Consider the following 24,997-nt stretch of genomic DNA (forward strand, 5'->3'; position numbering starts at 1 on the left):
CGCCCCGGCCGAGGCCGTCCAGGCACTTTGTCCCCTCGACGGAAAAAGATTCGAGATCTTGCGGAGAAGGGGGTTACAGGTTCGGACCAAGGCCGCTAACTTCCTTGAAATGAACCGGTCATAGACCTCTCCCGACCGGTGCTCGACGGCGCGACGGCGCGCGCCCGTACTCCCTCACGGCAGACCTCGCACGGCTGCCGCCACCCCTCACTCCCCGGGAGAACTCTGTGCGCACGAGACCGCGCGGACACAGACGTGTCCGCTCCCTGCTGCCGGCCCTGGCGTGTGCCATCGGCCTGGCGCTGCCGATGAGCCCGGCCACCGCGGCCCCGGCGGAACCGGGCGGCGCGGCCGAGGCCGCGGCGGCCGAGGAGTTCCAACAGGTCACCCTCGCCAAGGGTGTGGCCGAGACCGGCGAGCCCATGACGCTGGCCGTCCTGCCGGACCGCTCGGTGCTGCACACCTCGCGCGACGGCACGCTCCGGCTGACCGACCCGGCGGGCAACACCGCCGTGGCGGGCAAACTGGACGTCTACAGCCACGACGAGGAAGGGCTGCAGGGCGTCGCAGCGGACCCCGGCTTCCGGACCAACCGCTTCGTCTACCTGTACTACGCCCCGAAGCTGAGCACCCCCGCCGGTGACGCGCCGGCCGACGGAACGGCCGCCGACTTCGCCCCGTTCGACGGGGTCAACCGGCTCTCCCGGTTCGTCCTGCGGACCGACGGCACCCTGGACACCGGCAGCGAGAAGAAGATCCTCGACGTGCCCGCCTCCCGCGGCCTGTGCTGCCACGTCGGCGGCGACATCGACTTCGACGCGGCCGGCAACCTCTACCTGTCGACGGGCGACGACACCAACCCCTTCGCCTCCGACGGCTACACCCCCATCGACGAGCGGGCCTCGCGCAACCCCGCGTACGACGCCCAGCGTTCCTCCGGCAACACCAACGACCTGCGCGGCAAGATCCTGCGCATCAAGGTGAACGCCGACGGGTCCTACGGCATCCCGTCCGGCAACCTCTTCGCCCCGGGCACCGCCAGGACCCGGCCCGAGATCTACGCCATGGGCTTCCGCAACCCCTTCCGGATGAGCGTCGACAAGGCCACCGGGACCGTCTACGTCGGTGACTACGGCCCGGACGCGGGCACCGCGAGCGCCTCCCGGGGACCGGCCGGACAGGTCGAGTTCAACCGCGTCACCAAGGCGGGCAACTTCGGCTGGCCCTACTGCACCGGCGACAACGACGCCTACGTCGACCACGACTTCGCCTCCGGCGCGTCGGGTGCCGCCTTCAACTGCGCCGCGCCGAAGAACACCTCCCCGCGCAACACCGGTCTGACCGACCTGCCTCCGGTCCAGCCCGCCTGGATCCCCTACGACGGTGGTTCCGTACCCGAGTTCGGCAACGGCTCCGAGTCACCGATGGGCGGCCCCGTCTACCGCTACGACGCGAACTCCACCTCCGAGGTGAAGTTCCCCGAGGAGTACGACGGCGACTTCTTCGCCGGCGAGTTCGGCCGCCGCTGGATCAAGCGCGTCGAGGCGGGCGGCGACGGAACCGTGCAGTCCATCAACTCCTTCCCCTGGAGCGGCACCCAGGTGATGGACATGGCCTTCGGCCCGGACGGCGCCCTGTACGTCCTCGACTACGGCACCGGCTACTTCAACGGTGACGCCAACTCCGCCCTGTACCGTATCGAGCACGTCACCGGCGGCCACGCCCCGGTGGCCCAGGCCGGGGCGAACACCACCTCCGGCAAGGCGCCGCTCGCGGTGACCTTCTCCTCCGCGGGCAGCTCCGACGCCGACGGCGACGCCCTCACCCACTCCTGGGACTTCGGCGACGGCGCCACCTCCACCCAGGCCAACCCGTCTCACACCTACGCCACCAACGGCCAGTACACGGCCACGCTGAAGGTCACGGACACGACGGGCAAGTCCGCCACGGCCTCCGTGCGGATCACGGTCGGCAACACCGCTCCCACGGTGCGGCTCGACCTGCCGGCCGACGGGAGCGTCTACGACTTCGGCGCCGCCATCCCGTTCAAGGTGACGGTGACCGACCCCGAGGACGGCACCATCGACTGCGCCAAGGTGAAGGTCACCTTCATCGTGGGACACGACAGCCACGGGCACCCGCAAACCTCGGCCACCGGCTGCACCGGCACCCTGCGGACCCTGGCGGACGGCGAACACGACCCCAACGCCAACATCTTCGGCGTCATCGACGCCGAGTACACCGACAAGGGCGCGAACGGCCAGCCCGCGCTCACCACCCACGACCAGCACATCACCCAGCCCAGCCACCGGCAGGCCGAGCACTACGGGAACTCCTCGGGCGTCCAGGTCGTCACCCACACTCCGGCGCACGGCGGCAGGACCGTCGGTCACATCGAGAACGGTGACTGGATCTCCTTCCAGCCGTACGCCCTCGGCAACACCACCACCTTCACCGCCCGGGTCTCCTCCGCGGGAACCGGCGGCACCATCGAGGTGCGCGCGGGCTCCCCGACCGGCACGCTGCTCGGCACGGCGACGGTACCGGTCACCGGCGGGTGGGAGACGTTCCAGGACGTGACGGCCGCACTGAGCAACCAGCCCACCGGCTCCACCACCCTCCACCTGGTCTTCAAGGGCGGCAGCGGCTCGCTCTTCGACGTGGACGAGTTCTCCTTCTCCACGTCCGGCGGGAGTTCCCGCACGGGTGCGGTGAAGGGGGTGAACGGCAAGTGCCTGGACGTGGACAACGCCGGCACCGCGGACGGCACGAAGGTGCAGGTGTGGACGTGCAACGGAAGTGCGGCGCAGAGCTGGACGGTCGCCGGTGACGGTGCGCTGAAGGCGCTGGGCAAGTGCCTGGACGTGTCCGGTGGCGGCACGGCGGACGGCACGAAGGTGCAGCTGTGGACGTGCAACGGCTCGGGTGCGCAGCAGTGGGCGGCGCAGTCGGACGGCACCGTGCGCAACCCGCAGTCGGGCAAGTGCCTGGACGCCTCGGGCGGCACCTGGAACGACGGCACGGCCGTGCACCTGTGGAGCTGCCACACCGGACCCAACCAGAAGTGGACCCTGCCGTAGAAAGGAGGCGACCGTACATGCGCAATCACCTGAAAGCGGCCCTCGGACTGTTCGCCGGCGCCCTGCTGTGCCTCACCCCGCAGGCCGTCGCGCTCCCCGGAACCACGTCCGGCGAGACCGCCCGCACCACCGTTCAGGCGGGCCCGGACACCGCGGCACAGGCCGCGGCCGACCCCGCGTACAAGGTCCTCGTCTTCTCCCGGACGGCGGGCTTCCGGCACTCCTCGATCGACGACGGCATCACCGCCCTGCGAAGCCTCGGCACCGCGAACAACTTCACGGTGGACGCCACCGAGGACCCGGGGGCCTTCACCGCCGGCAACCTCGCCCAGTACAAGGCGGTCGTCTTCCTCTCGACGACCGGCGACGTGCTGGGTGACGCCCAGCAGACGGCGTTCGAGCGGTACCTCAACGGCGGCGGGGGCTACGTCGGCATCCACGCCGCCGCCGACACCGAGTACGACTGGCCCTTCTACGAGGGACTGGCGGGTGCCCTCTTCCACTCGCACCCCGCCATCCAGTCCGCGACCGTCGAGATCGAGGACCGGGCGCACGACGCCACCGCACACCTCGGCACCACCTGGCAGCGGACCGACGAGTGGTACAACTACCGCACCAACCCGCGGACCACCGCCCGGGTGCTGGCCTCGCTCGACGAGTCCAGCTACTCGGGAGGGAACATGAACGGCGACCACCCGATCGCCTGGTGCAAGGACTACGAGGGCGGCCGGGCCTTCTACACCGGCGGCGGCCACACCGACGAGTCGTACACCGATGCCGCCTTCCGCCGGCACCTGCTGGGCGGCATCCGCTGGGCGGCGGGGATGACCGACGCCGACTGCCGTCCGGAGAGCGGCTACACCTCCCTGTTCGACGGCTCCGGCACCACCGGCTGGCAGCAGGCGGGCCCCGGCGGGTTCACCCTCGCCGACGGCACCCTCACCTCCCACGGCGGGCTGGGGATGCTCTGGTACGCCGCCGAGGAGTTCACCGGCGACTACTCCCTCAAGCTGGACTGGAAGGCGGCCGGGGACGACAACTCCGGAGTCTTCGTCGGCTTCCCGGCCTCCGGCGACCCCTGGTCGGCGGTGAACAACGGCTACGAGATCCAGATCGACGCCACGGACGCGGCCGACCGGACCACGGGCGCCGTCTACGGCTTCAGGTCGGCGGACCTCCCCGCACGGGACGCCGCGCTGAATCCGCCGGGGGAGTGGAACACCTACGAACTCCGCGTCACCGGAGAGCGGCTGGAGATCTTCCTCAACGGCTCGAAGATCAACGATTTCACCAACACCGACCCGGCGCGGAGCCTGCGGCAGGGGCACATCGGACTCCAGAACCACGGGGACGGTGACGAGGTGGCCTTCCGCGACATCCGCGTCAAGCGCGCGGGGACGCCGCCCACCGGACCGCGCTCCGGCGCGGTGAAGGGGGTGAACGGCAAGTGCCTGGACGTGGACAACGCCGGCACTGCGGACGGCACGAAGGTGCAGGTGTGGACGTGCAACGGAAGTGCGGCGCAGAGCTGGACGGTCGCCGGTGACGGTGCGCTGAAGGCGCTGGGCAAGTGCCTGGACGTGTCGGGCGGAGGGAGCGCGGACGGTACGCGCGTCCAGTTGTGGACGTGCAACGGTTCGGGTGCGCAGCGGTGGGCGGCGCAGTCGGACGGCACCGTGCGCAACCCGCAGTCGGGCAAGTGCCTGGACGCGTCGGGCGGCACGTGGAACGACGGCACGGCCGTGCACCTGTGGTCCTGCCACACCGGACCGAACCAGAAGTGGACCCTGCCCTGACGCGTGCCGTCAGGTGAGTCGGCTGCCGGCCGCCCGGGAACCGGGCGGCCGGCAAGCGTTTTCTGCCCGAGGGCTTGACGTGTACGTGACGCCTGAGTTCTATGGGAGCGCTCCCACAGCTCCGTGTCCACCGTGTCCGCACTACTCGCCCCCTGGAGTCGCCGTGCGTACCGCACAACAGCCCTTAGCGAAGAGCAAGAGCCTCGCCCGTCTGCTCGCCGGACTGGCCACCCTGATCGGGCTGGTCGTCGTCGGCGCCCTCTGCCCGTCCGTCGCCCTGGCCCAGGCGCCCGCCGCCCAGGCCGTCGGCCTGCACATCAGCGACGGCAGGCTGCTGGAAGGCAACGGCAACGACTTCGTCATGCGCGGGGTCAACCACGCCCACACCTGGTACCCGGGTGAGACGCAGTCGCTCGCCGACATCAAGGCGAAGGGCGCCAACACCGTCCGGGTCGTCCTCTCCGACGGTCACCGCTGGTCCGAGAACAGCCCGGCCGACGTGGCCGCCGTCGTCGCGGACTGCAAGGCCAACCGGCTGATCTGCGTGCTGGAGGTGCACGACACCACGGGCTACGGGGAGGACGCCGCGGCGGGCACGCTCGACCACGCCGCCGACTACTGGATCGGCCTCAAGGACGTGCTCGCCGGTGAGGAGGACTACGTCATCGTCAACATCGGCAACGAGCCCTGGGGCAACACCGACCCGGCCGGCTGGACCGCACCGACCGTCGCGGCGGTCGAGAAGCTCCGCGCGGCCGGCTTCCAGCACACCATCATGGTGGACGCCCCCAACTGGGGTCAGGACTGGCAGGGCGTGATGAAGGCCAACGCCCGGACCGTCTACGACGCCGACACCACCGGCAACCTGATCTTCTCCATCCACATGTACAGCGTCTACGACACCGCGCAGGAGATCACCGACTACCTGAACGCCTTCGTGGACGCCGGACTGCCGCTTGTCATCGGAGAGTTCGGCGGCCCCGCCGACCAGTGGGGGGACCCGGACGAGGACACCATGATGGCCGCCGCCGAGCGGCTCGACCTCGGCTACCTGGCCTGGTCCTGGAGCGGCAACACCGACCCGGTCCTCGACCTCGCGATCGACTTCGACCCCAGCCGGCTCAGCTCCTGGGGCGAGCGCATCTTCAACGGCGCGAACGGTATCGCCCGGACCTCGCGGGAGGCGACGGTCTTCGGCGGCGGCCCCGGCGACACCCGGGCCCCGACGGCTCCCGGCACCCCGGCCGCCACCGCCGTCACGGACACCTCCGTCACCCTCGGCTGGACCGCGGCCACCGACGACGTGGGCGTCACCGGCTACGACGTGGTCCGGGTCGCCGCCGGCGGCGAGACCCCGGCCGTCGCCTCCACCACCAGCACCGCCACCGTGACGGGCCTCACCCCGGACACCGCGTACACCTTCGCCGTCTACGCCCGTGACGCGGCCGGCAACCGCTCGGCCCGCTCCGCCACCGTGGACGTCACCACCGACGAGGGCGGCGGCACCCCCGGCGCCGCGTGCTCGGTGGGCTACCGCGTCGTGGGCGAGTGGCCCGGCGGCTTCCAGGGCGAGATCGCCGTCCGCAACACGGGCACCGCACCCATCGGCCCGTGGACGCTGACCTTCGCGTTCGCCGACGGACAGAGGATCACGAACATGTGGGGAGGGACCCCGGCCCAGAACGGGGGCACCGTGAGGGTCACCCCGGCCTCCTACACCGCCACCGTCCCGGCCGGCGGCACGGTGACCCTCGGGTTCACCGCCGGGAAGGGCGCCTCCAACACCGCCCCGACCGCGTTCGGCCTCAACGGGGCGGCCTGCGCGACGACGTGACCGGAGCGTCTCGCCGGCCGGCGGCGGCCCCGCGGGTGTCCGCGCCGGCCGGCACCGGTCCCCGACGGGCGGGCGGCCTCAGAAGGACACCTCGCGGACACTGGCCTGGCTCCGCGGCTCCGTCGTCGCCGTCACCTCCGACCGGTGGCGGCTCGCCGAGAACGTCACCGTCAGCGTCCGCGGATCGCTCTGGCTCGTGCCCACGGTGTAGCCCTGGTTCGGCACGGCGGAGATCAGGCACACGCCGCTGCCGCCGAACCGCACGGTGACCTTGCCGCCCTCCGACGGCACGGTGTACACACCGGCCCCGCCGTCCTCGCACCCGAGGTCGCCCCCGCCCGCGGGGACCCGCGGGGGTGTGGTGCGGGCGGTGGGCGTCGGTGTCGGACCCGGGTCGGCCGGCTTCTCGCTGGTCCGGGACGGCGTCGGACTGGGCTTCCGGCTGGTGGCCGACGGGCTGGGGGAGGGCGTCCGGGACCTGGACGGGGAGGGCCGCGGGGCCGCCGACGGCGCGGCGAGCTCCTGCGGCGCCGACTGCGCGACCGGCGCCGTAGGCCGCGTCGAGCCCACCACGAAGTGGATCGTGATGATGACGGCCGTGACACTGGCGGCCGTGCACGACAGCCAGATGATCAGGTAGCGCAGGAGGCGGGACACGACACCATAGTGACGGACCGGCTAACGTGCCTGCCCATGGCCTCCGTACTTGTCGTCGAGGACGACCCTGTGATCCGGGCCGCGCTGATCGAGGTCCTGACCGGGCACGGCTACGCGGTGAAGACCGCTCACCAGGGTTTCGAGGCGTTGCGCGACATCACGCAGAGCCCCCCGGACATCGTGGTGCTCGACCTCGGGCTGCCCGACCTCGACGGACTGGACGTGCTGCGGATGATCCGCGGCATCTCCCGCGTCCCGGTGCTGGTCGCCACCGCGCGTGACGACGAGACGGAGATCATCCGGCTGCTCAACGCGGGGGCCGACGACTACATGGTCAAGCCCTTCTCCGGCGGGCAGCTCGCGGCCCGCCTCGCCGCCGTCCTGCGCCGGTCCGAGCCCGCCGACGTCCGGGCGGCGCGGCGATCCGTCCTCCAGGTCGCCGACCTGCGCGTCGACCCCACCGCGCGCACCGCGCACCTGGCCGGCCGGGAGCTGTCCCTCACCCGCCGCGAGTTCGACCTGCTCGCCTACCTGGCCGCCAACGCCGACCAGGTCATCTCCCGGCAGCGCATACTCACCGAGGTCTGGCAGCAGCCGTATCTCGAGGACCAGACGGTGGACGTCCATCTCTCCGCACTCCGCCGCAAACTGGGCGAGAAGGCACGAAAGCCCCGCTATCTCCACACCGTGCGCGGCATCGGAATCAAGCTGGTCAGCTCGCCATGAGACGTGCCCTCGCCGGGATCGCCCTGGCCGTCACCTCGATGGTCGCCCTGTCGTTCCTCATCCCGCTCGCCCTCCTCGTCCGCGAACAGGCCCGCGACCGGGTCACCACCGTCGCCGAGCAGCGCGCCTCGGCCCTCTCCCCGGTGCTCGCCCTCACCACCCGGCGCGCCGACGTGCAACAGGCCGTCGCCGAGCTCGGCTCGTCCGACCAGCTCGTGGTGCGGCTGCCCGACGGCGGCTTCGTCGGCGACCCGCACGCGCCGAAGGACGCGCTCGACCGTGCCGTGCGGGGGCGCGAGACGCTCGCCGTGGACACCGCGGACGGCTGGGTCTACCTCCAGCCCGTCGTCCTGCGCGGCGACCGGGTCGCGGTCGTGGAGGCCTACGTGCCCGCCGCCGACCTCACCCGGGGCGTGGCCGCGTCCTGGGGCGTGATGGCGCTGCTCGCGCTGGGCCTCGTCGGCGGCTCCGTGCTGGTCGCCGACCGGCTCGGTGCCCGCGTCGTCCGCTCCTCCCGCGGTCTCAAGCGCGCCTCGCTGGCCCTCGGCTCCGGCGACCTCGACGTACGGGTCGAACCGGACGGCCCGCCCGAGCTCCAGGAGGCCGGCGTCGCGTTCAACACCATGGCCGACCGGGTCGTCGACCTCCTCGCCGTGGAACGCGAGCTCGTCGCCGACCTCTCCCACCGGCTGCGCACCCCCCTGACCGCCCTCTACCTGGAGGCCGACCGGATGGGCGCCACACCGAGCGCCCGGCGGGTGACGGAGGCGGCCGGGCAACTGGAGAGCGAGCTCGACTCGATCATCGCCGCGGCGCGCACGCCCCTGGCCGCCGCACAGCTCGGCGGTGCGGGGGCGGCCACGGCGAAACCGTGCGACGTCGCCGAGGTGGTCGCCATGCGGCTCGACTTCTGGTCCGTGCTCGCCACCCAGCAGGGCCGGCCCTACGAGCGCTCCCTCACACCGCGCCCGGCACCCGTCGCCTTCCCCGAGGACGACCTGGCGGCCGTCGTCGACGCCCTGATCGGCAACGTCTTCCGGCACACCCCGCAGGGCACCGCCTTCGCCGTCCGCGTGGAGCGGGCGGACCGGCACGTCTTCCTCACGGTCGACGACGCCGGGCCGGGTGTGGCGGACCCCGAGGCCGCGCTGACCCGGGGCGTGAGTGTCGGCGGCTCCACCGGTCTCGGTCTGGACATCGTGGCCCGGGCGGCGGGGGCGGCGGACGGCGAACTGACGATCACCCGCGCGCCGCTGGGAGGCGCGCGGGTGCGGGTGTCGTTCGGCCTCGCCGGTGTGCACGGCGGACGGTGACGGGCTGGACCGGACCGGACCGGATCAGACTGAATCGGGCGGGTCCGGCCGGTGACGGCTTCGGACGGGTCCGGTCGGTGACGGGCGTCAGCGGCCGGTACCGAAGTCCTGGGTCCACCAGGGGCCGCCGTCGCCGAAGTGCACGCCGACGCCCAGTTCCTTGAACGAGCAGTTCAGTATGTTCGCGCGGTGGCCGGAGCTGTTCATCCAGGACTCCATCACCGAAGCGGCGTCCGCCTGCCCCCTGGCTATGTTCTCGCCGAGCGCGGACCACTGGTAACCCGCGGCCTCGACCCGGCTCGCCATGGTGGAGCCGTCGGGACCCGTGTGGGACATCACACCGCTGCTCGCCATGACGTCGCTGTAGTCGTCGGCGGCCCGGGTCAGCCGGTCGTTCGCCGTGACCGGCGAGCAGCCCGCCGCGGCCCGCTCCTCGTTCACGAGAGCGAGCACCTGTGCCTCGGGCCCCCCGGACCCGCCGGAGCCCGAACCGGATCCCGAGCCCGCGCCGGTGCTGCCCGACCCGGTGTCACCGCCACCGCCGGACGACCGGTCGCCGCCGCTCTTCGCCGTCGTCCGCGCGGGTGCCGCGGCCGCCGTCGTCGGCCGGGCGGCCGGGCTCGTCGTCCTCTCCGGCGCGCCACCGTCCTTGGTCTTGGTCTTGGCCCTGTCCTTGTCGTCCTTCGGACCGGCACTCGCGCTCGGTGAACCGCTCGCCGTGGCACTCGGGCGGGCGGACGCGGAGGCGAGCGGAGCCGCGCCGCCCGACGCGTCCCCGGCGTGCGACGCCTCACCGGCGGCGCTGGTGGCGACCCGGTCGGCGGCCCCCTCGTCCTCGCCCCCGGCGACGGCCAGGGTGATCCCGACGCCCGCCGTCACCGTGACGGCGCCGAGCGCCAGCGCGGCACCGCGGGCCCTGAGGCCGCCGCGGGGCCGGGCGTGGGAGCGGGACGGACGGGCGGCTCGGCGGGAACCCATGCGCAGGACACCTCGGCTTGTCTGTCGGCTGATCGGACCCCCGTACCCGGTGGACGCGACCGCGCCCACCGGGACTGTGGGGGGTGGTCGAGAGCCTAGGACGCGGCCGGCGTGGAAAGGGCCGTCCGAAGGTCATCTTCAGAAAGCCTTAAAAGAGCCGCCAAAGTCCGCTGAGGAAGCATGACGGCGACGAACCGGCCGGTCTCCGCCCGTTACGGGCTCGCCGCCCACCACCCTCAAGGCCGGCGCGGGGCGCTTCAGCGTGAAGAGAGGACTGGGCGTCCGCGGGGCGCCCCTCGGACGCCTCGGATGCTCCGCCGTCACCCCGCACGAACCGCTTACCGGGCCGTGGCGCGGGACAGTCTGTCGGCGTGCACCCGGCAGGTCGCCGGTGCACCGTCGGCGCACCCGAGGAGGCAGGGACCTCCCGCCCACCACCTCCGGGTGCGCCGCGCACGGACAAGGAGGAACCGCACATGCCGTCCACCGCTGATGAACGACAGCTCCTCGACGAACTGCGCGAACTGCTGGCCGCGACCGTGGAGGACCTCTCCACGGAGGAGATCCGACCCGACTCCTCCCTGAAGGACGACCTCGGCGTCGACTCGCTGGCCATGCTGGAACTCATCGCCGCCATCGAGGACCGCTGGCAGATCGAGGTGCCGCAGGAGCAGGCGGAGCGGCTGACGACGGTGCGACAGATCGCCGCCCACCTCGCCGAAGCCGTCACCACCCCGGCGGGCGGGACCGCGTGAGCCCACGACACGCCTTCGGCCCCGCTCCGCGGGAGCGGGACGCCGTCATCACCGGGCTGGGACTGACGACCGCGCTGGGCGGCGACGTAGCCTCCACCTGGCAGGCCCTGCTGGACGGTGCGTGCGGCGTGGAGTGCGTCGACTTCGGGGAGCCGGACGGCCCCGCGCAGACCTATCTCGCGGCCCGGGCGGCGGTGGACCCCCGCACGGTCCTGCCGTCCGCCAAGGCGGCGCACTGCGACCGCTCCGCGCAGTTCGCCCTCGTCGCGGCCCGGGAAGCCGTGCGCGACGCCGGATTCGCGGACCCGTCGTCGCTCGCCGCGGACGGCTCGCGGGTGGCCGTGATCGTCGGCGTCGGGCTGGGCGGGCTCACCAGCATCCTGGAGCAGAACCACCGCCTTCAGACCCGGGGCGCCGGGCGGGTGAGCCCCCGCACCATCCCCGTCATGCTGCCCAACCACCCGGCCGCGGAGGTGGGGCTCATGGTCGGCGCCAAGGCCGGCGTCCACGCCCCGGTCAGTGCCTGCGCCTCCGGTGCCGAGGCGGTCGTCCAGGCCCTGGGCATGATCCGGGACGGCCGCGCCGACCTCGTCGTCGCCGGCGGCACCGAGGCCGCGCTGCACCCGCTCGCCCTGGCCGGCTTCGCGCGGCTCCAGGCGCTCTCCCTGCGCCTGGACGACCCCAAGGGCGCCTCCAGGCCCTTCGACGCCGACCGGGACGGCTTCGTGATGGGTGAGGGGGCCGGCATGCTCGTCGTCGAGAGCGCGGCGCACGCCGCCGCCCGCGGCGCCCGCGTCCACGGCCGCCTGACCGGCGCGGGCATCACCAACGACAGCCACCACGTCGCCCAGCCCGCACCCGGCGGTACGGGCTGCGCCGCCGCCGTCGACGCCGCCCTCAGCGACGCCGGACTCCTTCCGGAGCAGGTCCGGCACGTCAACGCCCACGCCACCTCGACACCGCTCGGCGACCTCGGCGAGGCACAGGCGCTGCACAGGGTCTTCGCCGAGGCGCTGGCCGACGTCACGGTCAGCGCCACCAAGGCCGCTCTCGGCCACACGCTGGGCGCCGCCGGAGCGATCGAGGCCGTCCTCACCGTGCTCGCCGTCCGGGAGCGGACCGCACCGCCGGCGTGCAGTCTCGAACGGGTGGACCCCGACATCGCCCTGAACGTCGTCGGCCGCACCCCCGCGCCCCTGCCCTCCGGGGCCCTCGCGGCCGTCTCCACCAGCATGGGGTTCGGCGGCCACAACGTCGCGCTCGCGTTCGCCGGCGCCTCATGAGACCCCGCGCCCCGGCTCCCGCCGACGGCACACCGCGCACCGTGCTGATGTGCCCCGGCCAGGGGGCCTACCTCCCGGGCGCGCTGCGTCACCTGCGCGACGTCCCGGCCGTCGCCGGCGTCCTGCGCGGGGTGGACGCCCACAGCGCCGCCGCCGGCGGCACCGGCACACCCGTCGGGCCCCTCCTCACCGACGTCGGGGCACCCGACCCCGACCGGCTCCTGCGCACCGATCCCCTCGCCTTCGACCTCGCCACCTACGCCGCGGTCGTCGCCTGTGCGACCGTCCTGCTCGACCTGGCGATCCCACCCGTCGACGCCGTGCTCGGCCACAGCGTGGGCGACCTCGCGGCACTCACCGTCGCCGGTGCCGTCACCCTGGAACAGGGGGTCCGGCTGCTCCACGTACGGGACCGGCTGCTGCGGGACGCCCGGCTGCCGGCGGCCGGCCTGCTGGCCACCGACATGCCCGCCGACCTGGCGGCGGACGTCCTGCGCGTGCACGGCCCGCCCCAGGTACGGATCGCCGCCCGCAACGCCCCCGCCCAGACCGTCCTGGCCGGCCCCGCCGACCAGCTGGCCGCCGTCCGCCGCACCACCAGGGCCCTCGGACACCGGGCCACCCCGCTGACCAGCCGCACCGCCTTCCACCACCCCCTGCTCCACGAGGTCCACCGTGCCTTCCGCCGCGTCCTGCGGGCGCAGCCCGTCGCACCGCCCACGCTCGCCGTCTACACCACCACCGCGGTCCGGCCCGCGCGCACCGCCGCCGAGCTGCGCGCGGCGGCGGCCGCCCACCTCACCGAGCCGATGGCCTTCCACCGCACCCTGCACGCCATGCGCAGCGCCGGCTGCACCACGTACCTGGACAGCGGACCCCGGGCCCTGCTGTCCACCCTGGCCAGGACCGCACTGCCGGGCTGCACCACCGCCGCCCCCTCCCGCACACCCGCCGACGTCGACCGCATCCGCCACCGCCTCACCACCGCCCACGGTGACGGCCGCCCGCACGGCCGGGGTCCCGCGGCCGGATCGGGGTAGGCGGAGGGGACCCGAAGGAGGACAGCCATGACGACGTACGTCATCTCGGTGCCCGGGACGTTCACCGGCACCGTCCAGGACGGCACGAAGGACGAGCTGGCCCGGGCGCTGCGCCCGGCCGACCCGCACCGCACCCACCTGGGGGACGAGGAGGACCTGGACGCCCTCTCGGTCAACGACGACGGCACCTTCACCATCCGCCTCACCGTGGAAGCGGACACCACCGCCCAGGCGGAGGACCGCGCCCACGAGGTCGCGGACTCCGCCCTGCGCGCGGTCGGCCTGGACAAGAGCAGCGCACCCCTCGGCCCGTCGGTGGTCACCGGCATCGACTCCGACGTCTGACCGCGCCCGGACCGACGGCGGACCGCCCCCGGCCGAGCCATGAGTGGCCCGGCTCACATGGCGTACCGGGGGTGGCGCCGACACCATGGTCTCGTCACCCGGCAGGCTGAAGGGATCAACAATGTTCCGCAAGGTGCTGGTCGCCAACCGCGGTGAGATCGCGATCCGCGCGTTCCGCGCGGGTTACGAGCTCGGCGCGCGCACCGTCGCCGTCTTCCCGCACGAGGACCGCAACTCGCTGCACCGGCTCAAGGCCGACGAGGCCTACGAGATCGGGGAGCCGGGGCACCCGGTGCGCGCGTACCTCTCCGTGGAGGAGATCGTGCGGGCGGCCCGGCGGGCCGGAGCGGACGCCGTCTACCCGGGCTACGGCTTCCTGTCCGAGAACCCCGAACTGGCCCGCGCCTGCGAAGAGGCCGGCATCACCTTCGTCGGTCCGAGCGCCCACATCCTCGAACTGACCGGCAACAAGGCCCGTGCCGTGGCCGCCGCCCGCGAGGCGGGCGTCCCGGTGCTCGGCTCCTCCGCGCCCTCCACCGACGTGGACGAACTCGTCCGCGCGGCCGAGGACGTCGGTTTCCCCGTGTTCGTCAAGGCGGTCGCGGGCGGCGGCGGCCGCGGCATGCGCCGCGTCGAGGAACCCGCCCAGCTGCGGGAGGCCATCGAGGCGGCGTCCCGGGAGGCGGCCTCCGCCTTCGGCGACTCCACGGTCTTCCTGGAGAAGGCCGTCGTGGAACCCCGCCACATCGAGGTGCAGATCCTCGCCGACGGCGAGGGGAACGTCATCCACCTCTTCGAACGCGACTGCTCGGTGCAGCGCCGCCACCAGAAGGTCATCGAGCTGGCGCCCGCCCCCAACCTCGACCCGCGGCTGCGCGAGCGCATCTGCGCCGACGCCGTGAACTTCGCCCGGCAGATCGGCTACCGCAACGCCGGCACCGTCGAGTTCCTCGTCGACCGCGAGGGCAACCACGTCTTCATCGAGATGAACCCGCGCATCCAGGTCGAGCACACGGTCACCGAGGAGGTCACCGACGTCGACCTCGTCCAGTCCCAGCTGCGCATCGCCGCCGGCGAGACGCTGGCGGACCTCGGCCTCGCCCAGGAGAACATCACCCTGCGCGGCGCGGCCCTCCAGTGCCGCATCACCACCGAGGACCCGGCCAACGGCTTCCGCCCCGACACCGGGCAGATCAGCGCCTACCGCTCACCCGGCGGCTCCGGCATCCGCCTGGACGGCGGCACCACCCACGCCGGTACGGAGATCAGCGCCCACTTCGACTCGATGCTGGTCAAACTCTCCTGCCGCGGACGGGACTTCACCACCGCCGTCAACCGCGCCCGGCGAGCGGTGGCCGAGTTCCGCATCCGCGGCGTCGCCACCAACATCCCCTTCCTCCAGGCGGTGCTGGACGACCCGGACTTCCAGGCCGGCCGGGTCACCACCTCGTTCATCGAGCAGCGACCGCACCTGCTGACCGCCCGGCACTCCGCCGACCGCGGCACGAAGCTGCTCACCTACCTCGCCGACATCACCGTGAACAAGCCGCACGGCGAGCGCCCCGAACTGGCCGACCCGCTGACCAAGCTGCCGCCCCTGCCCGCGGGCGAACCCCCGGCGGGCTCCCGGCAGCTCCTCGCCGAACTGGGCCCCGAGGGCTTCGCCCGCCGACTGCGCGCATCGCCCACCATCGGCGTCACCGACACCACGTTCCGCGACGCCCACCAGTCGCTGCTCGCCACCCGGGTCCGCACCAAGGACCTGCTCGCCGTCGCCCCGCAGGTCGCCCACACCCTGCCCCAGCTGCTGTCCCTGGAGTGCTGGGGCGGCGCCACCTATGACGTCGCGCTGCGCTTCCTCGCCGAGGACCCCTGGGAACGCCTGGCCGCCCTGCGGGAAGCCGTCCCCAACATCTGCCTCCAGATGCTGCTGCGCGGCCGCAACACCGTCGGCTACACCCCGTACCCGACCGAGGTGACCGACGCCTTCGTCCAGGAGGCGGCGGCCACCGGCATCGACGTCTTCCGCATCTTCGACGCCCTCAACGACGTCGAGCAGATGCGCCCCGCCATCGACGCCGTACGGCAGACCGGCACGTCCGTCGCCGAGGTGGCCCTGTGCTACACCGCCGACCTGTCCGACCCGTCCGAGCGGTTGTACACGCTCGACTACTACCTCCGGCTCGCCGAGAAGATCGTCGCCGCCGGCGCACACGTCCTGGCCGTCAAGGACATGGCCGGCCTGCTGCGGGCACCGGCCGCGGCCACCCTGGTCTCCGCGCTGCGCCGGGAGTTCGACCTGCCGGTGCACCTGCACACCCATGACACGACCGGCGGCCAGCTCGCCACCTACCTCGCCGCGATCCAGGCCGGCGCGGACGCCGTCGACGGAGCGGTGGCGTCCATGGCGGGCACCACCTCGCAGCCCTCCCTCTCGGCGATCGTCGCCGCCACTGACCACACCGAGCGCCCCACCGGCCTCGACCTCCAGGCCGTCGGTGACCTGGAGCCGTACTGGGAGAGCGTCCGCAAGGTCTACGCCCCCTTCGAGGCGGGCCTCGCCGCACCGACCGGCCGCGTCTACCACCACGAGATCCCCGGCGGGCAGCTCTCCAACCTGCGCACCCAGGCCATCGCCCTCGGCCTGGGCGACCGCTTCGAGGACATCGAGGCGATGTACGCCGCCGCCGACCGGATGCTGGGCCGCCTGGTGAAGGTCACACCCTCCTCGAAGGTGGTCGGCGACCTGGCCCTCCACCTGGTGGGCGCCGGGGTCTCCCCGGCGGACTTCGAGGCGGACCCGGACCGGTTCGACATCCCCGACTCCGTCATCGGCTTCCTCCGCGGTGAGCTGGGCACCCCGCCCGGCGGCTGGCCCGAGCCGTTCCGCACCAAGGCGTTGCGGGGCCGCGCCGAGGCCAAGCCCGTGCCGGAGCTGACCGCCGACGACCGCACGGGGCTCGCCAAGGAGCGCCGGGCCACCCTCAACCGGCTGCTGTTCCCCGGACCGGCCCGCGAGTTCGAGACCCACCGCGGCAGCTTCGGCGACACCAGCGTCCTGGACAGCAAGGACTTCTTCTACGGGCTGCGCCCCGGCAAGGAGTACACGGTCGACCTCGACCCCGGCGTCCGCCTCCTCATCGAACTCCAGGCGGTCGGCGACGCGGACGAGCGCGGCATGCGCACCGTGATGTCCTCGCTCAACGGCCAGCTCCGGCCGATCCAGGTCCGCGACCGCTCGGCGGCCTCCGACGTCCCGGTCACCGAGAAGGCCGACCGTTCGGACCCCGGACATGTCGCGGCGCCCTTCGCCGGCGTGGTCACCCTCGCGGTCGCCGAGGGCGACGAGGTCGAGGCCGGCGCCACCGTGGCCACCATCGAGGCGATGAAGATGGAGGCCACGATCACCGCCCAGAAGTCCGGCACGGTGACCAGGCTCGCCATCAACCGCATCCAGCAGGTCGAGGGCGGCGACCTCCTCGTGCAGCTCGGCTGAGCACCGAGACGGCCGCGGCCCGGACCACCAAGGGTCCGGGCCGCGGCCGTCTCCGTCGCCTCACGCCTCCTTGGGAGCCGCCTGCTGCACCACCTCGAAGGACCACACCGTGGACCCGCTCGCGGCGGGCTTCGGACGCTCGCTGCCCTCCGCGCCGCCGCCCTGGTGCGCCGCCTTCATCGGTCCCTCCATCCAGGCCTGGAAGGACTCCTCGTCACGCCACCGCGTGTAGACGAGGTAGTCGTCGGTGCCCTCCACCGGCCGCAGCAGCTCGAACCACTCGAACCCGTCGGAACTCTCCACGGCGTGGGCCCGCGAGGCGAAGCGCTTCTCCAGCGTCTCCCGCTGCTCGGCAGGGACGGTCAGTACGTTGATCTTGACTACGCTCATGTCCCCATCCTGCCGCATGCCGTGCTCAGCAGGGGTCGCGCCAGACCCCGAGCTCCGGGCGCTTGCGCATCGAGGACAGGCCCAGCCGGCGTGACTCGGGACAGAACGCACGGGCCGGCTCGCTGTACTCCACGTGGAAGACGGCCTTGCCGGCCTCGACGAACGGCGTGAGCCGCGCGCACTCGCCGTACTCGGCGCACTGCTCGTTGACGGCGAAGTCGAAGTCGTCGACCAGCTGCGGAATCTGCGCCAGGTCGTTCTTGAGACCCACCGCCAGGCCCCGTTCGCGGGCGATGGAGGCGATCATCCGGTTGTAGGCGAGCTGGTCCCGCGCGGTGAGCGGAAAGCCGGTCTCGTTGCCGTACCCCTCCACCAGGTCGGGTTCCACCGCGTCGAAGCCCTTGTCGCGGCACATGTCGAAGCGCCGCTCCATGATCGGCCGCAGCACGGAGATCTCGCGGATGTCCAGCCAGCGCTCCCCGTGCCAGCCGTTGGGCTCGCCCAGCACCGCGCGGGGAAAGGCGTCCGCGTCGGGCCGGTAGTCCTCCCAGGCGCCCACGTTGACGTAGCAGATCACCTTGCGGCCGGCGCGGTGCAGCCGGGCCACGTCCGCCCTGTCGTTCTCGAACGCGTCGATGTCGTACACGGGCACGTCGGCCGACGGGTCGACCCTGCCGTCGAGCTGCCACTGCCAGGCCAGTCCGGGCTCGGGCCGCCACACCGCGGTGGCGGACGGGTCCGGTGCGGGCCCGTGATCCGCACCCGAGCACCCCGCCGCCACCGAGAAGGACAGGACGACCAGCAGCGCGGCGCACACGCGTCCCCGGCGTCTCACCGCTCCGCTCCGGTCAGCAGGGGCGTCAGACGGGCCCACGGGTTGGGCGGTTCGCCCGTGACGGGTCCGGAGACGGCGGCGCCGCGCTCGTGGGCGGTCCGCACGGCGAGCGGTGCGAGCGCCTCGGGCACCCCGTACACCAGGTGGCAGATCCGCTCCGGCGGGTGCCGCAGCGTCCAGTCCGGCCGGCTGAACGCGGACACGTAGGTGGACCAGGACCCCTCGAAGGTGACGACGAGGTCGGCGAGGCGGGCGTATCCCGGCGCCGGGTGGACCCCCGGGTTCAGCACGACGGAACGTGACCCCCGCCGACGCAGGTCCCGCACCAGCGTCCGGTAGGCGGGAAGTTCGGTCGCCGCCGAACTCACCCGGTCCAGGAAGCTCCCGTCGGTCCCGTACCACTCCCGGTGGAGCAGCGCGTCCTCGGCGACCTCGGCCGGGGAGCGCGTGCCGTAGTCGGTGTCGACGTAGCCGAGCAGGCGGGCGCCCGCCGTCCGCAGCGCGCCGGCCGCCGCCACGAAGGCGGGGTCGGGCGCACCTCCCGGCCCGTTCGCGGGGTTGATGACGACGCCGTAGGTGCGGTCGGCCGCGGTGATGAGCCGGTGCCAGGAGCCCGGGTCCTCGGCCGGATGGACGTACAGCGGGATCAGCAGGCTCACGACGGTCCGCCGCCTTTCGCGGTGAGGGCAGGGGGGCGGACGCCCTCCGACCAGAGCGCGGCCAGTGACGCGTCGAGCGAGTACGACGGCCGCCAGTCGAGAGCGGCCCGGGCGGCGGCGATGTCGGAGCACTGCCAGGAGACCTCGCCAGAGCGGGCCGAACCGGCGGCGTCCTCCTCGATCCGGCCGCGGAAACCGGCGATGTCCGCGAGCGTCCGCACCAGGTGGCGCACCGGCGCGGCGTCACCGCCGCCGATGTTGAGCACGCGCGGCAGCGGGCCGGCCGCGGTGACCGCGCGTTCGACGGCCCGTGCCACGTCGCGTACGTCCACGAAGTCCCGGTAGGCCGACAGATCGCCCAGCCGGAGCACCGCGTCCGGGTCCGCGCCCGCCGCGCGCAGCAGTCCGGTGACCCGGCCGGGCAGCCCGGAGGGCGGGGCGCCGGGCCCCACCGGGTTGCCGACCCGCAGGACCACCGTGTCCAGGTCCGAGGTGGCGACCGTGACGGTGCCGGCGAGTTTGGTCGCTCCGTAGGCGGCCAGCGGGCGGGTCGCCGCCGATTCCGGCACCTTGACGTGCATCGTGCCCGGCCCGTACTCGGCGGCCGAACCGAGGTGGACCAGGCGGGCGCCGGGGCGGGCCAGCCGCAGCGCCGCGCACAGGAGGGCGGGGCCACGGGCGTTGACCTCGGCGAGTCTCACCGGGTCACCGCCGGTGGCGCCCGCGCAGTTGACCACGGCGTCGGGGGCCGCCGAGGCCAGGGCCTCGGCGAGCCGGTCGACGCGGTCGCCGGCGAGGTCGACCGGCACGTCGGCGGCGGGCGAGCGGCCACCGCCGAGGACCCGCGTGCCCGGCAGGGCACGGAGCCGCTCGGCGACGTGGGCGCCCAGGTAGCCGGTGAGGCCCACAACGAGGATGCGCATGTGGTGCTCAGGCTCCCTTCAGCAGCAGGGACTTGCGGCTGGTGAACTCCGCGTTGGCACGGTCGTAGTCGTCGGGACGCCCGATGTCGAGCCAGTAGCCGTCGAAGTCGTAGGCGTGCGGGCAGTCGCCGGATCTGAGCAGGTCGAGCACCAACTCGTCGAAGCCCAGGGGCAGTCCCGCCGTGTAGTCGTCGAGGGTGGAGCGGGAGAGCCCGTACACGCCCATGGAGACGCGGTAGTCCATGCTGGGCTTCTCGGTGAAGGCGACGACCCGGCTCGCCTCGGTGGTCAGGACGCCGAAGTCGATGTGCACCTTGCGGGCGTAGGTGGCGATGGTCAGTGGGGCGCCGGAAGCGGTGTGCCGGCGCAGGACGTCGGCGTAGTCGAGGTCGGTGAGGATGTCGCCGTTCATCACCAGGAAGTGCTCGGGCAGGCGCTCGCGCATGGTGAGCAGCGGGCCGATGGTCCCCAGGGGGCTCTCCTCGGTGGAGTAGTCGACGGACAGGCCCCACTGCGAGCCGTCGCCGACGTAGGCCCGGATGATCTCGCCCAGGTGGCCTATGGCGATCGTGCAGCCGGTGAATCCGGCCGAGGCCAGCTGGCGCAGGACGATCTCCAGGATGGCGTGCTGGTCGCCGATGGGCACGAGCGGTTTGGGCAGCGCGGTGGTGTAGGGCCGCAGCCGGACGCCTTTGCCTCCGGCCAGGATCACTGCGTGCATGAGGTTCCCCCCTCGGTTCACGTGCCGGTCCAGGTCAGATGTCGCAGGTGGTCAGATGTTGTAGATGCCGGTCTTGTAGCGGGCGAGGTTGGCCGGGTCGCGGAAGAAGTCCACCGTGTGCCCGAGGCCCCGCTCCAGGTCGTGCGCGGGGCTCCAGCCGGTCGCCTCCCGCAGCCGGGTCGCGTCGGCGACCAGCCGCATCACCTCGGAGTTCGCCGGCCGCAGCCGCTGTGCGTCCTCCCGTACGTCGACGGGGGTGTCCATCACCTTGCCGATGAGTCCCACCAGGTCGCCCACCGAGATCTCACCGCCGGTCCCGGCGTTGAACGTCCGGCCCACGACCCGCTCGGCGGGCGCGGTGCCGACCGCGAGGAACGCCTGCGCGGTGTCCTTGACGAAGGTGAAGTCCCGGGTGGGCCGCAGATCGCCGAGGGTGAGGGTGCGTTCGCCGGCCGCGACCTGGCCGATGACGGTGGGTATCACCGCCCGCATGGACTGCCGGGGACCGTAGGTGTTGAAGGGCCGCAGCGTCACCACCGGCGTGCCGAAGCTGGCGTGGTAGCTGTCCGCGAGCCGGTCCCCGCCCGCCTTGGAAGCGGCGTACGGCGACTGGGTGTTGATGGGGTGGTCCTCGGTGATCGGCACGGTCTGCGCGGTGCCGTAGGTCTCGCTGGTGGAGGTGTGCACCAGCCGTGGCGTGCCCTGGGCGCGGACCGCCTCCAGGACGTTCAGGGTGCCGGTCACGTTGGTGTCCACGTAACTGTGCGGTGCCTGGTAGGAGTACGGGATGGCGATGAGGGCGGCCAGGTGGTAGACGCAGTCGGCGCCCTCGACGAGGTGGCGGACCGAACCGGGGTCCCGGACGTCGCCGAGGACGATCTCGACCTGGTCGAGGACGTCGGGGGAGAGGGTCTCCAGCCAGCCATAGGAGGAGAAGGAGTTGTACTGCGCCATGGCCCTCACCCGGTGCCCGGAGGCGACGAGCGCCTCGGTGAGGTGGGAGCCGATGAAGCCCTCGGCTCCGGTGACGGCGGCGAGCGGTGTTGGGGTCACGCGGGGGTCCTTCCGGTCGGTGGGTCGGTGGGTCGGTGGGTCGGTGGGGTGGTGGGTCGGTGGGGCGTGGAACGGTGTGTTCAGGGGCCCGTGCGCGGCCGGACGCGGGGAGCGGCAGGCCGGGCTCGGTGGTGGTCCGGTACCGGCGCGGCGTCAGGCATGGGCCGCCGGCCGGCCCAGCAGCCGCAGCACGCACACGGTGAGACAGAGGACGGCCGCGCCGCAGCACAGCGGCAGGGCGGTCGCGGAGCCCGGTGGCAGCCCGGCCAGGGCGACCGCGCCGGTGCCCGCGGCCGCCGCGAGACACAGGGCGGCCGGTGGCCAGGCCACGCCGAAGGCCTGGAGGAGCAGGGAGGTCCACAGCGCCGCCGCGAGCAGCAGCAGCGCGACGGGGTCGGCGTCCACCAGCAGCGCCGCGGGCAGCAGCGGGCCGAGGTACACCAGCAGGCAGCCCGCGAGGACGGCGGCCGAGCGCCACCGGAAGCCGGCCGGGGTGGCGGTGGCCCGCAGCGCCGCCACCGACAGCCCCCGGTAGCGGTACAGCAGCCACTCCGCCGGGCCCATGCTCACGGTGAGCACGATCACCGCCCACGGGTGGTCACGGCCCGCCAGGAAGACCAGTGCCCCCGCGGCCAGCCCGAACAGGCCGTACGGCAGCGAGCGGAGCAGCTGGGGGCGGGCGGCGTCCGGTACGGGCGGGGCCGTGCGGGTGGCGCGCAGTGCCCAGCCGGCCGCGGCGAGCGTGCCGAGGAACGACAGCAGCGGCAGGCCGGCCCGCAGCACGGTGCCGGGCTCCCACCACGGCAGCGTCGCCGCACCCGCGATCATCGGCGCGAGGGCGGCCAGCAGCAGCCGCTCCCGGCCCAGCACGAGGAGCACACCGGCCGCCGCGAGGTATCCCGACTGGGCGGTCACGGCCAGGGCGGCGGGGCCGGACCCGGCGAGTGACACCCCGGCCGCGGCCGCTACGAGGGCGCCCGCGGTCGCTCCCTTGAGGAGGGTGCGGCCCGCCTCCCGGCGTCCGGTGGCCAGCCGCAGGTAGGCGCGGTGTCCCAGGGCCTGGTTCCACGCCCAGGAGAGGAGCCCGGCCACCACCAGCGCCCGCACCACGCCCTGCTGGTCCAGCAGTCGGCCGGCCAGTGCGTAGGCGAGGCCCGGCAGCGCGAACAACGCTCCGCGCAGCGCGCAGCGCACGTGGTCGGGCCGCCAGGGGTCGGCCGGGCGCGGCGGGTCCGGGAACGTGCGCGGTATGCGCTCGTACAGGGCCGTGGCCAGGGAGAAGAGGTCGCGGTGCCCGTACCGTTCCCGGATCACCTCGCCGGTCAGCCCCTCGGACTCCAGCAGTGCGGCCACCTCGTAGGGGTGGACGGCGGGTGCGATCCGGTCGGCCAGTTCGGCGGCCAGCCGGTCGACCGCGTCGCTCCGGGCACCGTACCCGGGGCGTACCAGGGCGAGCGTGTGCTGGTCGGCCGGCGACCCGGCGCGGGCGCGTCCGTCGGCGAGCCGCAGCGCCAGCGTGTCCTGCTCCGCGCCGCCGGGTTCCAGTGCCATGGGCCCGCTCATCCGGTCGCACTCCTCACCGGCGTCGGTGCTCCGCCCGCCGACGCGAGGGTGTCCCGCGCGACGGCGGGCGCGGGTGCGGCCGTACCGCCGAACGCGGAGAGCTCCAGGTAGATGGACCGGAAGGTGTCGATGGTCTGGCGGAGCGTGAACTGCTCGATCACCCGGAGCCGGGCGGCCTCGCCCATGGCCCGGCGGCGCTCCGCGTCGCGCAGCAGCTCCAGCGCCGCGGCGGCCATGGCGGCCGGATCGCGCGGCGGCACGACGAGGCCGCTGTCGCCGACGGCCTCCCGGACCCCGCCGACGTCCGTGGAGACGGTCGCCCGGCCGCAGGACATGGCCTCGATCAGGGTGAAGGGGAAACCCTCGCTGATGCTGGAGAGCATCACGACGTTCCCGGCGGCGTACGCGTCCTTGATGTCGTCGACCCGCCCCTCGAAGGTCACCGCGTCACCGTGGCCGAGCTGTGCCGCCAGTGCCTCGCAGCGTTCCCGGTAGGCCTCGCCGCCGCGCGGGGTGCCGCCGAACAACCGCAGGCGAGCGGCGGGCAGTTCGGCCCGCACCAGGGCGAAGGCGCGGATCAGGGTCTCCAGGTCCTTGATCGGGTCGACGCGCCCGGCCCAGCTGAGCACGGGTTCGGCCGGTTCGGGTCCGGCGGGCGGGAACGCGGCCGGGTCGACGCCGTTGTACACCGTGCGTATGGACTCCGGGGCGGCGCCGCCCTGCTCCTCCCACAGGCGGTTGTAGCGGTTGCCCGGGGTGATCAGTGCGGCCCGGCGGTAGGTCTCCTCGGCCAGCAGGCGGAAGAAGCCCAGCAACAGCGCCTTCACCGGCCACCGGTAGGGGGCGGTGCGGTAGCCGAGGTAGCGTTCGCGCAGGTAGACGCCGTGCTCCGTCAGCAGCAACGGCACGCCGTTGCGCTCCAGCCCCGCGAGTCCGGGCAGCACCGCGACGCCGCCGCTGACCGCGTGCGCCACCCCCTGTTCCGGGTACGGCGCGGCCAGCGGGCGCAGGGCGTGCTCCAGCAGCGCGGTCGCGGTCACCGCGTCGTGCAGGGTGGGCCGGGCCTCGCGCACGGGCAGTCCCGGCCGGTTCCAGACCGCGGTCAGGATGGCGATCGCCCGGTCCCCGCGCAGGAACGGGCTGAGCCGGCCGTCGGACGCGGCCCGTGCCAGCCGGTACAGGGCGGGGGCGAAGCCGTCCTCCGCGCGCGGGTCGAGCAGCGCGGTCACGAAGCGCTCGTAGGCGGCGGCGAGCCGGTTGCCCTCACGCCCGCGGGGCGGGCGCCCCGGTGGGGCCGGACCCCACATGGGGACGGAGACGACCCGGGACACGTGCCCGGGGATGTCCCAGACGAGCGGTTCGCGCCCCGTGCCGGTGACGGCCGTGACGTCGAAGTCGAGGTCGGGCATGCCGGTGACGAGCTGGTCGCACCAGACGCTCACCCCGCCGTGACTGTGCGGGTAGGTGCCTTCGGTGAGCAGGGTGACGCGTGACGCGCCGGAGCGTCGCGCGCCGTGGGGAACGTGCATGGATGTGCTCCACGGCCGAGG

At 73.4% G+C, this 24,997-nt stretch carries 21 protein-coding genes; 11 read left to right on the forward strand and 10 right to left on the reverse strand.

Annotation, left to right across the window (positions count from 1 at the left end):
* Positions 1-227 precede the first annotated feature (227 nt).
* The 3 genes from SAM23877_RS33080 to SAM23877_RS33090 all read left to right on the forward strand — a co-directional run bounded on the left by SAM23877_RS33080 (position 228) and on the right by SAM23877_RS33090 (position 6,710).
* Complete coding sequence (locus SAM23877_RS33080; protein WP_053141220.1) at positions 228-3,080, forward strand: PQQ-dependent sugar dehydrogenase; 2,853 nt, start codon at positions 228-230, stop codon at positions 3,078-3,080.
* A gap of 17 nt (positions 3,081-3,097) precedes the next feature.
* Positions 3,098-4,876, forward strand: coding sequence for a ThuA domain-containing protein (locus SAM23877_RS33085; RefSeq protein ID WP_053141223.1), 1,779 nt, complete (start codon positions 3,098-3,100; stop codon positions 4,874-4,876).
* 163 nt (positions 4,877-5,039) lie between these two features.
* On the forward strand, positions 5,040-6,710 hold the full coding sequence (locus SAM23877_RS33090) for a cellulase family glycosylhydrolase (RefSeq protein WP_053141225.1): 1,671 nt from the start codon (positions 5,040-5,042) through the stop codon (positions 6,708-6,710).
* Positions 6,711-6,788: 78 nt separating this feature from the next.
* On the opposite strand, the gene SAM23877_RS40100 is transcribed toward SAM23877_RS33090, so the two are convergent.
* Entirely contained in the window at positions 6,789-7,010 is a 222-nt protein-coding gene (locus SAM23877_RS40100) for a hypothetical protein (RefSeq protein ID WP_053141227.1), read from the reverse strand.
* A gap of 70 nt (positions 7,011-7,080) precedes the next feature.
* Between SAM23877_RS40100 and SAM23877_RS41540 the strand changes: the two genes are divergently transcribed.
* Genes SAM23877_RS41540 through SAM23877_RS33110 form a run of 3 tightly spaced genes read left to right on the forward strand, consistent with a single transcriptional unit; the run spans position 7,081 to position 9,406 of the window.
* Positions 7,081-7,350 carry a hypothetical protein gene (locus SAM23877_RS41540; protein ID WP_162492135.1) on the forward strand — a complete coding sequence of 90 codons (270 nt, stop codon included), beginning with the start codon at positions 7,081-7,083 and terminating at the stop codon, positions 7,348-7,350.
* A gap of 53 nt (positions 7,351-7,403) precedes the next feature.
* A complete protein-coding gene (locus tag SAM23877_RS33105) occupies positions 7,404-8,093 on the forward strand; it encodes a response regulator transcription factor (protein WP_053141231.1) in 690 nt (229 codons plus the stop codon).
* Positions 8,090-9,406 carry a sensor histidine kinase gene (locus SAM23877_RS33110; RefSeq protein WP_053141233.1) on the forward strand — a complete coding sequence of 439 codons (1,317 nt, stop codon included), beginning with the start codon at positions 8,090-8,092 and terminating at the stop codon, positions 9,404-9,406. Before SAM23877_RS33105 ends, SAM23877_RS33110 begins: the two co-directional genes overlap by 4 nt.
* An 87-nt stretch (positions 9,407-9,493) precedes the next feature.
* Here SAM23877_RS33110 and SAM23877_RS33115 read toward each other — a convergent pair whose 3' ends face one another.
* The gene (locus tag SAM23877_RS33115; RefSeq protein ID WP_053141235.1) at positions 9,494-10,384 is read right to left on the reverse strand and encodes a CAP domain-containing protein; all 891 of its coding nucleotides are present in this window, start codon (positions 10,382-10,384) and stop codon (positions 9,494-9,496) included.
* A gap of 476 nt (positions 10,385-10,860) precedes the next feature.
* Between SAM23877_RS33115 and SAM23877_RS33120 the strand changes: the two genes are divergently transcribed.
* The 5 genes from SAM23877_RS33120 to SAM23877_RS33140 all read left to right on the forward strand — a co-directional run bounded on the left by SAM23877_RS33120 (position 10,861) and on the right by SAM23877_RS33140 (position 17,303).
* Positions 10,861-11,139: an acyl carrier protein gene (locus SAM23877_RS33120; protein ID WP_053141236.1), complete on the forward strand. Its 279-nt coding sequence runs from the start codon at positions 10,861-10,863 to the stop codon at positions 11,137-11,139.
* Entirely contained in the window at positions 11,136-12,422 is a 1,287-nt protein-coding gene (locus tag SAM23877_RS33125; protein ID WP_053141238.1) for a beta-ketoacyl-[acyl-carrier-protein] synthase family protein, read from the forward strand. Before SAM23877_RS33120 ends, SAM23877_RS33125 begins: the two co-directional genes overlap by 4 nt.
* Positions 12,419-13,462 carry an ACP S-malonyltransferase gene (locus SAM23877_RS33130; RefSeq protein WP_053141240.1) on the forward strand — a complete coding sequence of 348 codons (1,044 nt, stop codon included), beginning with the start codon at positions 12,419-12,421 and terminating at the stop codon, positions 13,460-13,462. Before SAM23877_RS33125 ends, SAM23877_RS33130 begins: the two co-directional genes overlap by 4 nt.
* Positions 13,463-13,489: 27 nt before the next feature.
* The gene (locus tag SAM23877_RS33135) at positions 13,490-13,807 is read left to right on the forward strand and encodes a hypothetical protein (RefSeq protein ID WP_053141243.1); all 318 of its coding nucleotides are present in this window, start codon (positions 13,490-13,492) and stop codon (positions 13,805-13,807) included.
* 121 nt (positions 13,808-13,928) lie between these two features.
* A complete protein-coding gene (locus SAM23877_RS33140) occupies positions 13,929-17,303 on the forward strand; it encodes a pyruvate carboxylase (protein WP_053141244.1) in 3,375 nt (1,124 codons plus the stop codon).
* A gap of 60 nt (positions 17,304-17,363) precedes the next feature.
* Here SAM23877_RS33140 and SAM23877_RS33145 read toward each other — a convergent pair whose 3' ends face one another.
* The 8 genes from SAM23877_RS33145 to pelF all read right to left on the reverse strand — a co-directional run bounded on the left by SAM23877_RS33145 (position 17,364) and on the right by pelF (position 24,976).
* A complete protein-coding gene (locus SAM23877_RS33145; RefSeq protein ID WP_053141246.1) occupies positions 17,364-17,693 on the reverse strand; it encodes an antibiotic biosynthesis monooxygenase family protein in 330 nt (109 codons plus the stop codon).
* Between the two features lie 25 nt (positions 17,694-17,718).
* Entirely contained in the window at positions 17,719-18,528 is an 810-nt protein-coding gene (locus SAM23877_RS33150; protein ID WP_053141248.1) for an endo alpha-1,4 polygalactosaminidase, read from the reverse strand.
* A complete protein-coding gene (locus SAM23877_RS33155) occupies positions 18,525-19,187 on the reverse strand; it encodes a spherulation-specific family 4 protein (protein WP_053141250.1) in 663 nt (220 codons plus the stop codon). Before SAM23877_RS33155 ends, SAM23877_RS33150 begins: the two co-directional genes overlap by 4 nt.
* Positions 19,184-20,110 carry an NAD-dependent epimerase/dehydratase family protein gene (locus SAM23877_RS33160; RefSeq protein ID WP_053141252.1) on the reverse strand — a complete coding sequence of 309 codons (927 nt, stop codon included), beginning with the start codon at positions 20,108-20,110 and terminating at the stop codon, positions 19,184-19,186. Before SAM23877_RS33160 ends, SAM23877_RS33155 begins: the two co-directional genes overlap by 4 nt.
* 7 nt (positions 20,111-20,117) lie before the next feature.
* Positions 20,118-20,831, reverse strand: coding sequence for a nucleotidyltransferase family protein (locus SAM23877_RS33165; RefSeq protein WP_053141254.1), 714 nt, complete (start codon positions 20,829-20,831; stop codon positions 20,118-20,120).
* Between the two features lie 51 nt (positions 20,832-20,882).
* Positions 20,883-21,884, reverse strand: a complete 1,002-nt coding sequence (locus SAM23877_RS33170) for an SDR family NAD(P)-dependent oxidoreductase (RefSeq protein ID WP_053141256.1) — start codon at positions 21,882-21,884, stop codon at positions 20,883-20,885.
* 153 nt (positions 21,885-22,037) lie between these two features.
* Positions 22,038-23,447, reverse strand: coding sequence for a hypothetical protein (locus tag SAM23877_RS33175; protein ID WP_053141258.1), 1,410 nt, complete (start codon positions 23,445-23,447; stop codon positions 22,038-22,040).
* Positions 23,444-24,976, reverse strand: a complete 1,533-nt coding sequence (gene pelF / locus SAM23877_RS33180) for a GT4 family glycosyltransferase PelF (RefSeq protein ID WP_053141260.1) — start codon at positions 24,974-24,976, stop codon at positions 23,444-23,446. The genes SAM23877_RS33175 and pelF overlap by 4 nt, the downstream gene beginning before the upstream one ends.
* Positions 24,977-24,997: the final 21 nt, after the last annotated feature.

It is taken from the genome of Streptomyces ambofaciens ATCC 23877, assembly GCF_001267885.1.
Taxonomy (GTDB): Bacteria; Actinomycetota; Actinomycetes; order Streptomycetales; family Streptomycetaceae; genus Streptomyces; species Streptomyces ambofaciens.